Consider the following 12,771-nt stretch of genomic DNA (forward strand, 5'->3'; position numbering starts at 1 on the left):
CAAGCGTTGCGCTTCATGCAAGCCGGGTTGCGCCACCCGTAATCGCAGACGGCAGGGTTCAGGCGGCGAGCGGGAGCGGCGGCGCCCGGCCGGCCCGGTCGCGGCCGGCGGCCTTCGCTTCGAACAGCGCCTTGTCAGCCAAGCGGTAGAGGCGTTTCCAGTCACTTTCGTCAGCAAGCGGTCCGTGGCAGATTCCGATGCTGCTGGTGACGCGCAGGTCGTAGGGCAGGCGTTGCGCGCGGACGTTGGCGAGCAGCACGTCGGGATCGGGCATCGCCGCTTCCGGTCCCAGCAGCGCGAATTCCTCGCCGCCCATGCGCGCGACCAGCACGCCGGGCGGGGCATGGAAGCGCAGCGTGCGCGCGAACTGGCGCAGCACCTCGTCGCCGCCGTCATGGCCGATCGTATCGTTGACCTGTTTAAAATGGTCGATGTCGAACAGCATGAGCGTGCGCGGCCCTTGCGCGGCGATCGCCCGCGACAGGAAGGCGCGGCGATTGAGCAGGCCGGTCAGCGGATCGGTATCGGCGAGTTCGCGTGAGATCGCCTCCTGCCGCACGGCTTCGTCGCGTTCGCGACTGAGCACGCGGATGCGATAGGCGATGGCGATGCTGGCCATCAGTGTCTCTACGCTCATCGCCAACAGCGTCGAATTGTCGATCCAGAAACTCCAATCGAGCAGATTGAGGTTGTAGAGCGAACGGACGACCAGCATCACCATCGGCGATGCCCAGCTGAGCGCGAACAGCCACAGGAAGTCGCTGCGCCGTCGCCATGCGTGCCACACGACCAGCGCGACCGACACCGGCGCGACGAACATCGTCAGCGAGAAGATGCGGTCGAGCAGGGCGATAGCGAACGGACCGACCGCGATCATCAGTACGCCAAGCGTGCCAAAGACAGCGATCACGCTGTAGATAAGCTTCAGCGGCCAGCCATCGAGGATGCGGCGTTCGAAAAAGGTGGCGCAAAAAGCGAGTGCCGACGCCATGCCCCACGATAGCACCACATAGCTGGTGAGGATGCGCCGGTTGTTGTCGAGGTCGGGAAGCAGCCATGCCACGAACCCGGACGAGGAGCCGGCGTAAATGATCAGGCAGGCGAGCACGCCGCAATAGGCAATCTGAAAATCATGGTTCAACACACGCCACAGCGCGAAATTATAGAACAGCAGCCCTGCGCACAGGCCGATGAACCCGGCATAGAGCGCGGCGAGCAACACGTTCGACCGCTGGCTCTGGGCGTCGCTGGCGACCCGAGCCCCGACTAGGATGCCACGAAGATTGCTGGCGCCGCCGACCCGCCACAAAATCCGTTCTATCGGCGCGCCATTCGGGGTGAAGCGATGTTCGATCATCGCTCCCAGTTGGATATGCCGGGAAATGCCGACGCTGTCGCTGAGTGAACCGGTGATACGGCCATTGGCGGCGACGGCATAGACGGCGAGCGTATCCTGCCAAAGGCTGACCTGCCGCACGCGAATCGGCGCGGCCGGATCGGCGGGGCGGGGCAGGCGACCCGACAGGACCCAGTAATCGCCCGGCCCGAAATCGGTCTGGCGGGCGGTGCAGTCGAACCGGCCGGGTCGGGCCAGCACCGCGCGGACCGTATCGCCGGGCTGGACGCGGCTGATACAGGCCGTGACCGGCGTGCCGACGATGCCGGCCTGCGCGCGTGCGGGCACGGCGCCGAGTGCGCCGAACGCCATGAACAGCGCGATCACCAAGGTTCGACAGGCCGATAGCATGCGGTCGGCATGCCACCCGACGCGCCAAGATTCGGTTAACGCGGCGTTTGGTTTTCGGACCGGGGTCAGTTGGCGGCGACGATCGCGGCGGTCAGGCCAGCCATCGTCGCCTGCTGCGCGAGTTGGCGCAGCGTGTCCGCACTGGTGCCGGCCGGGGTCATCACGCGCGCGCTGGAGCGGCCGGGGCCGACCGATTGCGGAAAGGTCGTGGCGCGGCTGGGCTTATGCGCGCCCTGTTGCCGGACGAAGGCGGCGACCGCCTCGCTCGGCCCGCTCACGACCAGTTCGGGACCGCCCTGTGCCGGGCTCAGGCCACATCCGGCCAGCAGCGTCGCCGCCGCGATCGTCACGAAAATCCGCATCCTCACCCCTATCGCTCGCCGCTTGGTCGCGGTCGTTGGCTGGGGCCAAGCTGACATGCGCGGGCGCGACGCGCAATGGGGTTGGATGGGGGTTAAGCCAACGCCTCGTCGAGCAGGCGCGCCAGGCGCAGGCCGCCTTTCTTCACCTGACCCTGCGCTACCGGCACCAGCCGGGCGATCGTCGCGTCGTCGAGCCTGATCCGGCCATCGGATTTGGGGCCGCAGCCGTCGCCGCCGAGCGCGGGAGCATAGGCATAGTCGCGGCTGATCTGCCAGCTGTCGCGGCTCCAGTCCTCGACACTGCCGGCCTGGATGGGGGCGCGTTCGGCGGAGGTGTAGGCGCGCAGGATCGAGGGCGGCGTCGTGATCGCCCGTTCGGCAAGCGGCCCGTCCCAGATCGAATGCAGGTTGAAGCGATCGGGATGATAAATGCCGTAATCGCCCTTCACCCGGTTGCCCCCCAGATCACCGCGATCGCCGGCATGGAGCGGCATGTGCAAGTCGCCGACGAAATGGACGAGAAAGGCAAGCGCCAGCACCTTTTCGCGCATCGGAACCTTCGGGTCTTTCAGCAGCTTCACATCGCGCTCGATCTGCGCGGAGACGCAGTTGCCGTCCTTGCATGCGGCCTTAAGGTCGAACGGCCGGCAGACGTCGACATTCTGGTAATGCCATGAATAGGCGTAGCTGAAGCGTTCGCCGAGCGGCTTGACGCAATCGGCCCACACGCTCGCTTCTTCGATGGTGCGCGCCGGGCAGGTCGGCGTTTCGAGCAGCGCCTGATGCCGCAGGATGCGGTCGATCGCGGCGCGGGTTTCGGAGCGGACGTTCAGCCGCGCGATGGTGGCGACGCTCTGATGCCCATATTCCCAATAGGCGTAAGCGGGGGAGGTCGCGAACAAACAGGCGACCGCAAGCAACAGGCGGCGAATCATGGCCATCGCCTTTAATGCCTGTCGTACGGCATGAAAACCGGTGCTAGCCCTCGTCACCATAGATGGCAGTGCGGCGGGTGCCGTCGCTGCCGACGCGACCGCGGTACATGCCCGGCGTGGTGAAGCTCCATGCGACGTCGCCATCGGGGCCGGCGACGATAACGCCGCCGGTGCCGCCGAGCGCCTGAGTCTCGGCAAGGACGGTGTCGGCGGCGGTCTGCAGATCCTCGCCGGCGAAGCGGATGCGCGCCGAAATCTCGTGCGCGACGCCGATGCGGATGAAGAATTCGCCCGCACCGGTCGCCGAGACGGCGCAGGCGCGGTCATCGGCATGGGTGCCGGCGCCGATCAGCGGCGAATCGCCGACCCGGCCCCAGCGCTTGCCGGTCACGCCGCCGGTCGAGGTGGCGGCGGCGACATGGCCGCCGGCATCGACCGCGACCGCGCCGACCGTGCCATATTTCATGTCGACATCGAACCAGCCGTCGGGATTGGCCTTCATCGCATCGAGCTGCGCGCGGCGTTCGGGGGTGACGAACCAGTCGGGATCGGCCTGTTCGACATTCTGTTCGGTGGCGAAGATATCGGCGCCCTTGCCCGCGAGCAGGACGTGCGGGCTGTGGTCCATGACGGCGCGGGCGAGGCTGACCGGATGACGGGTGCGGGTGACGCCGGCGACGGCACCGGCGGCACGGGTGGCGCCGTCCATGATCGCAGCGTCGAGTTCGATCGCGCCGTCGAAAGTGAAGACCGCGCCGCGACCGGAATTGAAGGTTGGATCGTCCTCCAGCACCTGTACCGCCGCCTCGACTGCGTCGAGCGCGCTGCCGCCCGATGCCAGCACCGCTTCGCCGGCGGCAAGTGCGGCGTCGAGGCCGGCGCGGGCGGCGGTGTCGGTCTGCGCGCTGACGGTGTCGCGGGTCAGGATGCCGGCGCCGCCATGCACCAACAGGGTCCAGCGGGGGGCGGGGGCACTCGACATGGTTTCATCCTGCTACGGTTACGTGCCGGGCCTGCTAGCAGATCGCGGGGGCAGTGCCACCCCGTCGCGCGGGGCGGGCCGCGACCCCGACCAGAATGCCGAATGCGGGCACCAGCCGGGCGAGCGCGACGGTCGCGCCGCAGGCGGCGATCGTCGCGGTCAGGATCACCGCCGCCTGTAATCCCGGCGCCATTGCGAGCGGAAGGGTACACCAGGTCGCCAGCACGATCGCGGGATGATGGACGATATAGGCGGGGAACACCGCCTGCCCGAGCGTCCGGCGCCAGCGATGGTCGTGATTGGCATGGGCATCGGCCAGGTGGAACAGGGTGACGACCATCCCCCATGCCATGACCGACCGTCCTGCGCGGCTGGCGACCATCAGCGCGTGCGGCGGCACGGCGCTTCCCGGATAAGCGACCTCTACCCCGATCGCCACACCGCCGCCTAGCAGCGCCAGCAGGGCGGCGGGGGGCCAGCAGCGATGCAGCGCTCGCCACAGCGGCGGATGGCGCGCGATCAGGAAACCGAGGAGGAACAGCGTCAGGAATTGTGAATGCCCGGCCCAGTCGCGAAACAACCCCTGCCGTTCGGGAACGACGAACAGCAGCGCCAGCCGCATCGCGACGATCGTCGCCATCGGCGCCCAGAGCAGCCGCCTGCCGATCGCCAGCCATGCCGCCGCCCGGTCAAGCACGGTCAGCGCGCGACGCGACGCGGTAACCCCTGCTACGACCATGGTGTAGGTCCAGAGATAGACGAGGAACCAGAGATGTTCCCAACTGGGAAATTCGACGCCCCAATGGGTGCCGCTGGTCCAGGCGTCGAACAGCCAGAAATGCAGATAGTCGCGGGCATAGCCGGTCTCGCGCACCCGCACCCACATTTCGAGCGGGACGATGGCGACCATGCCGAACAGCAGCGGGACCAGCAGTCGCCGCGACCGGTCGGCCGCAAATGCTGCAGCGCCATCGGCGCGGGTGAACAGCATCGCGCTGGCATAGCCCGATACCGCGAACAACAACCCCAGCCGCCACGGCGTCAGCGCCGCCATCGGCGCGACCAGCGCCGGATAGACATGGCCCGACGAGACGATCCAGTGCCACGGGCTGAACGCCAGCGCGACGTGATAAGGGATCAGCATGGCGAACGCGGCGATGCGCAGCCAGTCCAGCCCGTAATGGCGGCCCGCCGGTGTCATGCGCTCCCTGTCGTTCCCCGCTGCACGGCCATGCGACTTTCGCCTGACGCAATGCCGCCCTATACTGGGCAGAGATAACCGAAGCGTTAGCGAGAATTTACCATGTCGATCCGCCCTTGGCGCGATATCCACCGCCGGCAGAGCCGCCAGATCATGGTCGGCAACGTCCCCGTCGGCGGCGACGCGCCGGTCACGGTGCAGACGATGACCAATACCGAAACCTCCGACGCGGTGGCGACGATCGACCAGATCCGTCGCTGCGAAGAAGCGGGCGCCGACATCATCCGCGTATCGTGCCCCGATGTCGCGAGCACTGCTGCGCTCAGGCAGATCACGCGCGCCGCGCGGGTGCCGATCGTCGCCGACATCCATTTCCACTACAAGCGCGCGCTGGAAGCGGCCGATGCGGGCGCAGCGTGCCTGCGGATCAATCCGGGCAATATCGGATCGAACGAGCGCGTCGCCGAGGTCGTCCGCGCGGCCAAGGCCAATGGCTGTGCGATCCGGATCGGCGTGAATGGCGGCAGCCTCGAAAAGCACCTGCTCGAAAAATATGGCGAGCCATGCCCCGATGCGCTGGTCGAGTCGGCGATGGACCACATCAAGTTGTTGCAGGACCACGACTTCCACGAGTTCAAGGTCGCGGTGAAGGCGTCCGACCTGTTCCTCGCGGTCGCGGCCTATCAGCAACTGGCCGAGATGGTCGATTGCCCGCTGCATCTGGGCATCACCGAGGCGGGCGGCTTCGTCGGCGGGACGGTCAAGTCGTCGATCGGCATCGGATCGCTGCTATGGTTCGGGATCGGCGACACGATCCGCGTATCGCTGTCGGCCGAGCCCGAAGAGGAAGTGCGCGTCGGCTTCGAAATCCTGAAAGCGTTGGGCATTCGCAATCGCGGCGTGCGTGTCGTGTCGTGTCCGTCGTGCGCACGTCAGGGCTTCGACGTGATACGCACGGTGCAGGCGCTGGAGGAACGGTTGCAGCACATCCGCACGCCGATGTCGCTGTCGGTGCTGGGCTGCGTCGTCAACGGCCCTGGCGAGGCGCGCGAGACCGATATCGGCATTACCGGCGGCGGTAACGGCCGGCACATGGTGTATCTGTCGGGGGTCACCGACCATCATGTTCAGGACGCCGACATGATCGAGCATATCGTCAAGCTGGTCGAGGCAAAGGCAGCGGAGATCGAGGCGGCGAGTTCGGGGATGCCGCAGGCGGCGGAGTGACGTTCTCAGCATGTAATCGGTGAGCCCGTTCATGCTGAGTAGGGGCTGAGCGAAGTCGAAGACCCGTATCGAAGTACCCGCCACCTACGGTCCTTCGATACGCCATTTCGACTTCGCTCAATGGCTACTCAGGACGAACGGAGGGGCGTGTAGTAGATCGTGAGTCCCCTTACGACCCGCCCAGCACGTTCACGCTGAACGCCACGACGCCTAAATTGAACACGAACGCGATTAGGCAGTGGCCGGTCACGGTGCGGCGCATGGTGCGCGAGGTGATCGACACGTCCGACGTCTGGAACGTCATGCCCAGCGTGAAGGCGAAATAGACGAAGTCCCAGTAATCGGGCTCGTCGGTCCCCGGCATGTCGATGCCGCCGCTGTCGCCGCCGGAGCCATCAGCGGTGTAGAACAGATGCGCATAGTGCAGCGCGTAGATGGTGTTGGCGAACGCCCAGGCGAGCAGCAGCGTCGCGACGACCAGCACCACCACCTGCGGTTCGGGGGTGCCGCGCTGTGCCAGTTCGATCGCGATCGCGGTCAGTAGCACCAGCGCGATCGCTGCCGACAGGATCAGTAGCAGCGGACGATTGGCGTCGTTGCGCCGCGCCGCCTGCCGCATCCGGTCGGCCGAGGCGCCGAGCAGTGGCACGCAGGACAGCAGGAACACGACCGCGGCGATGTCGAAGGCGAGCGGTACGCCGATCCGCCAGCCAAAGGCAGGCAGCGCCCAGCAACCCGCGGCGATGGCGACCGCGGCGAAGGCGACGAAACGTGCGGGCGCGAGGCGCTGGCCGAGGTTCAGGGGCATGGGGCGGGTGTATCGTGGCAGTAACGGCGGGACAATTCCTCCCCGGCACGGGGATGAGCTTGCGTTGCGTTGCTTCACAGACGACAGCGGGCCACCGCTCTTCACCGAAAGGTTCGTCCATGTCCGTAGCCTTGCGCGCCTTCCTCGTCGCGGCGTCGGGGATCGCGGTCTATACGGTGATGGATGCGCTGATGAAGCAACTGTCCATCGACAGTGGCGCATATAACGCGGTGCTGTGGCGCTCGGTCGGCGGCGCGGCGTTGTGCGGTGTGCTGTTCGTCGCGCTCGGGCGGGGGTGGCCGGCATGGTCGACGCTTCGGTTGCATATTGGTCGCGGGTTGGCCGCTGGATCGTCGGTTGTCCTGTTTTTCTGGGGACTTGCGCGGGTGCCGATGGCGCAGGGGGTGGCGTTGACCTTTCTGGCGCCGTTGATCGCGCTGTATCTGGCAGCATTGTTCCTCGGCGAGACGATCCGCCGCGCGGCGATCATTGGGTCGGTGGTCGCATCGGCGGGCGTGCTGGTCATCGCGGCGGGGGAGGTACAGGCCGATGCCTCGACACAGGCGGTGCTCGGCAGCCTCGCCTGCGTCGCCGCGTCGGTGCTCTATGCCGGCAGCCTGATCCTGCTGCGACGGCAGGCGCAAGTCGCCGATCCTGTCGAGGTCGCGTTGTTCGCCAATCTGGTGATTGGGGGAATGCTGCTGCCGGCGGCGCCATGGTTGGGCACGGTGCCGGCGCCGGCGCAGCTGCTGCCGCTATCGGGGGCGATCCTGCTCAACATCGCGTCGGTCATGGCGCTCGCCTGGGCCTATGCGCGTGCCGAGGCGCAGGTGCTGGCCCCGGTCGAATATAGCGCGTTCGTCTGGGCGGCGCTGGCGGGATGGGTGGCGTTCGACGAGACGGTGTCGCCCTATACGGTAATCGGGGCGCTGCTGATCGTCGCGGGCTGCGTGGTCGCGGTCCGGCGGCGGGTGCCGGCGGTGCAGAGCGAGGCGGGGGCATGAGCGCGGACGACGGACTGCTGATCTGGATCGAGGAGGCGCTTGCCGCGGTCGGGCACGTGACGTGGCGGCGGATGATGGGCGGCGCGACGCTGTATCTCGACGGTACGGTCTTCGCGATCGTGCTCGACGATGTCTTGTGGTTCAAATCGGATGCGGTTGCCGATCCCGTCTGGGACGCGCAAGGGAGCGCGCGGTTCAGCTACGCGCGCAAGGACGGTCGCGTGGCGACGATAAACTATCGACGGGCACCTGACGACGTGCTGGACGATGTCGACGCGATGCGGGAATGGGCCGCGTTGGCGGTGGAGGCCGGACGGCGCGCGCCGGGGAATAAACGCAAGCAGGGCAGCTGAACGTCATCCCGGACTTGATCCGGGGTCCCGCTTCTTCTCGACAGAAGTAAAAGCGCGAACCCGGATCAAGCCCAGGGGCGACGAGGGATGGGGATCGTATGGCGTATCCCCCACCAATCAAATCAGCGACCCGGTACTTCGTAGTCGTGCGGCTCTTCGCCCTGGGCCTTGGCTTCGTTGTAGCGTTCGATCGCCTCGAGCGTAATGCGCTTGGCTTCCTCGGCACCGCCCCACGTGCCGATGCGGACCCACTTCTTCTTTTCGAGGTCCTTATAGTGGGTGAAGAAATGTTCGATCTGTTCGAACACGATCTCCGGCAGATCGGTCTTTTCGCCGACGTTGCTGTAGTACGGGAAGGTCGAGTCGACCGGCACGCACACCAGCTTTTCGTCGCCGCCGGCTTCGTCCTCGAGGTTCAGCACCGCGATCGGCCGGGCGCGGACGACGCAGCCGGGGATGAAGGGCGAGCGCGACACGACCAGCGCGTCGAGCGGATCGCCGTCGGGCGACAGGGTGTGCGGCACGAACCCGTAATTCGCCGGATAGCGCATCGGCGTGTGCAGGATGCGGTCGACGAACAGCGCGCCCGAAGCCTTGTCGAATTCATACTTCACCGGTTCGCCGCCGGTCGGAACTTCGATGATGACGTTCAGGCTGCTCGGCGGATTGTCGCCGACCGGCACCATGTCGATGCGCATTGATAGTCTCCCTTTTCTCGCACGGACGCGTGAGTATCGCGCCCTTTAGCCGGAATTATCGGTCGTTGAAGCACGTTTTGTTTGGAATCTTCGCATGAGGCGATCGGGTGGTCCCGCAACGGGACCACCCGGCCGACCCGTCACTTCGCGGTAAGCAACCGGTCGAGCCCGCCATCGCCCTGACCGACCTTTTCCAGACGGGGATAGCGATGCCCGTCATGATAGGGGATCGCGATCTCGCGCACCGCTTCGTTCATGTTGACGGTCAGCAGGATCGGCTCCTTCGTGCCCTTCGCCGCGCCCACCGCATCGCGCAGCCGGTCGGGAGTATAGGCGCTGCCGTTGACCGCGACGATGGTCGTGCCGATCTCGAACCCGGCCTTGAACGCCGGGCTGCCCCAGATCACGCTGGTCACCTTGCCATCCTTGTTCGCACCCATACCGAGCGAATAGGGTAGCGACACGCCGCCCGCGCTCTTCTCGCGCCCCTTCAGATAGGGGGTCGGGGTGTCGGTGTAGATCAGGCGGTAGCCATTGGCGGCGAAGCCGTCGATCGGCGCGCGATCGGTGCGGGCGTTCAGCCGCTTGTCGAGGAAGCCGGCCCAGTCATAGGGCTGGATGCCGTTCAGCGTCTTGACGACATCGCCCAGCGTATAGGGCAGCACGCCCCAGTCGCCGTCGCGCACCCCGAAAAAGGCGCGGGCGAAATCGTCCATCGACCGGGTGCCGCCCGACTGTTTGCGGAGCATCGAGTCGACCTCCATCCACACCAGCAGCCCTTCGTTGTAATAATCCTCCGACCGCTGCCAGCTGACCCAGCCCTTTGGACGGCGGGCGGTGATGACCGGATCGTTGGTGGTGTCAATTAGCGGGCGCCACTGCCGCCCCTCGCGCGCGTCCAATGCGGCGGCGATGTCGGCATAGGCGTCGAGCGTGTCCTGCTTCGATACCAGCCCCGAGCGCGCCTGCAGCACATAGCCCCAGAATTGCGTCTGCCCTTCATAGACCCAGAGCAACGAGTTGCGCATCGGGGTGCGGAAGTCGGGCGTGAACAGGTCGGCGCCGCGACGGTATTTACCGTCCCAGCTATGGGTGAATTCGTGCGGCAGGAGGTTGCGCTCGCCCGGCCCCGAGTTCCAGTCGGTGAAGTAGCCGGGATCGACGCCGTTCTCCGAACTACGATGATGTTCGAGGCCGATCGAGCCCATCTTGTCGGTGATCGACAGCAGGAATTCGTATTTGTCGTAATGCTGCGCGCCGAACAGCTTCACCGCCTGTTCGACCAGTCGGGTATGTGCCGCGATCTGATCGGGGGTGGCCGCCAGCTCGGACGGCTTGTCGGCGACGACGTTCAACCCGACGCGGTCGGTGAGCGGGAAGCGCTTGAAATATCTGCCCGCGAAGACCGGCGAGTCGATCAGCGTTTCGTAGCTGGTCCGGTCATATTTGTAGACGCCGCCCTGCAGTTTCGACGGCAGGCCCGACGCGGCGGTCCAGCCGGCCGGATAGCGCACCGTTGCCTCGATCGGGATACGACGGGTGTAATAGCCCGCCGGGTACAGGCTGACCGCTTCGAATTGTAGGTTCAGCATTTCGGGGGTGACGACGATGCGCCCCTGATCGCCCTGCTGCGCCGACAGGAACTGGAACTGCACGTCGAGATTCCTCGCACCGGCGGGCACGTCGATATGGAAGGAATACATGTCGAGCACGTCCCGGGTCCAGGGCAGCTCGCGGCCATTGGCGCGGACGACAAGGCCGGCCAGCTTCTCGATCTCGCCGCGGGGGCCATGCTTGCCGGGGAGCCATTTCGGCATCATCAGCACCATGTGACCGCTGCGGGCGACGGGGATCGTTTCCTTGACGCGGAAGATGCCCTGCACGGTGTCGGTCGCATCGACGTCGAGCTTGATCGTGCCGGGATAGTCGATGTCGCGCGCCACCGGCACGGTGTCGACGATCGGGGTCGGTTGCGGCAGCGTGTTGCCCGGCGGGTTGATCTGGGCCGTGGCGGGCAGGGCGGTGGTCAGCAGCAATGCGGTCAGCGGGATACGCAGCGAATGGGTACGCAAGGGCAGGGAATTCCTTCGGACGCGGATATGCTTCACCGGATGCTTACCATGTCGGTGATAGCGGATGGCACCATGTATCACGCCAAGTCGTTGGCTGCGCAAGCCGAACCCGAGTCACGACCCGCATCGGCGGTATCGACCGGCGTGGGGCTGGCCGGGCTGGCCGGGCTGTGCTGCTGGATCGCGGTCGCGTGGCATTACGGGATGGACGGACCCTATGCGGCGCTGGTCAACGTCGCCGCCTGTGCCGTGCCAATGGTGCTGTGGTCGCTGCTGGTCGACAAGGTGCATCGCAACCCGTCGACCGGCATCGACTGGAGCAAGGTGCGGCCGTGGCGCGAGACGGTAGAGATCAGCCTGACAAAGCTGGCCGGGCTATGGCTGACCTGGGGCACGATCGCCGGCATCTATGCGACCGGGCGTTTTTATTGGCAGGGCGGATTCACCTTTTCAATGTGGGCGTTCGAATGGGCGGCGGTGCCGCTGTTCCTGCTGTCGATCCCGTACATGCTGTGGATCGACCGGCGGCTGATCGATCCGAAGGACGGGTGCTGGGCGCTGGGCGCCTGGGCGATGCACCTGCCCGAGCCGATCGACCGGGAAGCAATCTACAATCATCTGCGCGGCTGGGCGGTGAAGGCGTTCTTCCTCGCCTTCATGATCGCCATCGTGCCGCCCGGGTTCGGCGAGTTCATCCGCACCCAGCGCGCCGACATCCTGACCGGGCCGGTGCCGCTGGCGAATTGGCTCATCACCTTCATGTTCGTGGTCGACGTGGCGTTCGCGACCGCCGGCTATATCCTCGCGATGCGACCGCTCGACAGCCATATCCGCACCGCCACACCCTATGCCGCCGGCTGGGCGGCGGCGCTGATCTGCTATCCGCCGTTCATCCTGATGGCCGATGGCGGGCCGCTCGATTACCATCCGGGGACGGCGGACTGGACGCACTGGTTCGCCGGTCAGCCGGTATTGCTGTGGATCGTTGGCGCGGTGCTGGTGGGGCTGACCGCCATCTATGCGTGGGCGACGATGGCGTTTGGCCTGCGCTTTTCGAACCTGACGCACCGCGGCATCCTCACCCATGGGCCGTACGCATTCAGTCGGCATCCGGCCTATCTGTCGAAGAACCTGTTCTGGTGGATTTCGACGATCCCCGTGCTGACGATGGCGGACAGCTGGACCGAGGCGGCGCGCAACACCGCGATCATGGCGGCGGTCAGCGGCGTCTATTACTGGCGGGCGAAGACCGAGGAACGGCATCTGGGCGCCGACCCGGTCTATCGCGCCTATAGCGGCTGGATGACGCGCCATGGCGCCATCCCGCGCGCCCTTGCCCGGCTTGGGGTCGGGCGGGGGGTGTGACGCCCCCGCCCGACCCG

The 12,771-nt window shown here is 66.3% G+C and carries 12 protein-coding genes; 4 read left to right on the top strand and 8 right to left on the bottom strand.

What is annotated here, in order from left to right; translation table 11 throughout:
- Window positions 1-58: 58 nt before the first annotated feature.
- The 5 genes from AAIO73_RS11115 to AAIO73_RS11135 all read right to left on the bottom strand — a co-directional run bounded on the left by AAIO73_RS11115 (window position 59) and on the right by AAIO73_RS11135 (window position 5,227).
- Window positions 59-1,723, bottom strand: coding sequence for a sensor domain-containing diguanylate cyclase (locus AAIO73_RS11115; protein WP_345878099.1), 1,665 nt, complete (start codon window positions 1,721-1,723; stop codon window positions 59-61).
- Window positions 1,724-1,812: 89 nt separating this feature from the next.
- Complete coding sequence (locus tag AAIO73_RS11120; protein ID WP_345878101.1) at window positions 1,813-2,109, bottom strand: hypothetical protein; 297 nt, start codon at window positions 2,107-2,109, stop codon at window positions 1,813-1,815.
- Between the two features lie 92 nt (window positions 2,110-2,201).
- Complete coding sequence (locus AAIO73_RS11125; protein ID WP_345878102.1) at window positions 2,202-3,050, bottom strand: S1/P1 nuclease; 849 nt, start codon at window positions 3,048-3,050, stop codon at window positions 2,202-2,204.
- Window positions 3,051-3,087: 37 nt separating this feature from the next.
- The gene (locus AAIO73_RS11130) at window positions 3,088-4,026 is read right to left on the bottom strand and encodes an isoaspartyl peptidase/L-asparaginase family protein (protein WP_345878104.1); all 939 of its coding nucleotides are present in this window, start codon (window positions 4,024-4,026) and stop codon (window positions 3,088-3,090) included.
- 34 nt (window positions 4,027-4,060) lie between these two features.
- Complete coding sequence (locus tag AAIO73_RS11135; protein ID WP_345878105.1) at window positions 4,061-5,227, bottom strand: acyltransferase family protein; 1,167 nt, start codon at window positions 5,225-5,227, stop codon at window positions 4,061-4,063.
- A gap of 102 nt (window positions 5,228-5,329) precedes the next feature.
- Between AAIO73_RS11135 and ispG the strand changes: the two genes are divergently transcribed.
- Window positions 5,330-6,454: a flavodoxin-dependent (E)-4-hydroxy-3-methylbut-2-enyl-diphosphate synthase gene (gene ispG / locus AAIO73_RS11140; RefSeq protein ID WP_242116710.1), complete on the top strand. Its 1,125-nt coding sequence runs from the start codon at window positions 5,330-5,332 to the stop codon at window positions 6,452-6,454.
- Window positions 6,455-6,623: 169 nt separating this feature from the next.
- On the opposite strand, the gene AAIO73_RS11145 is transcribed toward ispG, so the two are convergent.
- A complete protein-coding gene (locus tag AAIO73_RS11145) occupies window positions 6,624-7,262 on the bottom strand; it encodes a DUF1345 domain-containing protein (RefSeq protein ID WP_345878106.1) in 639 nt (212 codons plus the stop codon).
- Window positions 7,263-7,381: 119 nt separating this feature from the next.
- Here AAIO73_RS11145 and AAIO73_RS11150 point away from each other — a divergent pair, with 119 nt between their 5' ends.
- Both AAIO73_RS11150 and AAIO73_RS11155 read left to right on the top strand, forming a co-directional pair.
- Entirely contained in the window at window positions 7,382-8,266 is an 885-nt protein-coding gene (locus tag AAIO73_RS11150) for a DMT family transporter (protein WP_345878108.1), read from the top strand.
- Window positions 8,263-8,619, top strand: a complete 357-nt coding sequence (locus tag AAIO73_RS11155; RefSeq protein WP_345878110.1) for a TfoX/Sxy family protein — start codon at window positions 8,263-8,265, stop codon at window positions 8,617-8,619. Before AAIO73_RS11150 ends, AAIO73_RS11155 begins: the two co-directional genes overlap by 4 nt.
- A 122-nt stretch (window positions 8,620-8,741) precedes the next feature.
- Here the strand turns inward: AAIO73_RS11155 and ppa are convergent, their stop codons facing one another.
- Window positions 8,742-9,317: an inorganic diphosphatase gene (gene ppa, locus AAIO73_RS11160; protein WP_242116706.1), complete on the bottom strand. Its 576-nt coding sequence runs from the start codon at window positions 9,315-9,317 to the stop codon at window positions 8,742-8,744.
- Between the two features lie 140 nt (window positions 9,318-9,457).
- Window positions 9,458-11,389, bottom strand: a complete 1,932-nt coding sequence (locus AAIO73_RS11165; protein WP_345878113.1) for a M61 family metallopeptidase — start codon at window positions 11,387-11,389, stop codon at window positions 9,458-9,460.
- A gap of 72 nt (window positions 11,390-11,461) precedes the next feature.
- Here AAIO73_RS11165 and AAIO73_RS11170 point away from each other — a divergent pair, with 72 nt between their 5' ends.
- Window positions 11,462-12,754, top strand: coding sequence for a methyltransferase family protein (locus tag AAIO73_RS11170; protein ID WP_345878541.1), 1,293 nt, complete (start codon window positions 11,462-11,464; stop codon window positions 12,752-12,754).
- Window positions 12,755-12,771: the final 17 nt, after the last annotated feature.

Source organism: Sphingomonas epibiotica (assembly GCF_039615155.1).
Taxonomy (GTDB): Bacteria; Pseudomonadota; Alphaproteobacteria; order Sphingomonadales; family Sphingomonadaceae; genus Sphingomonas.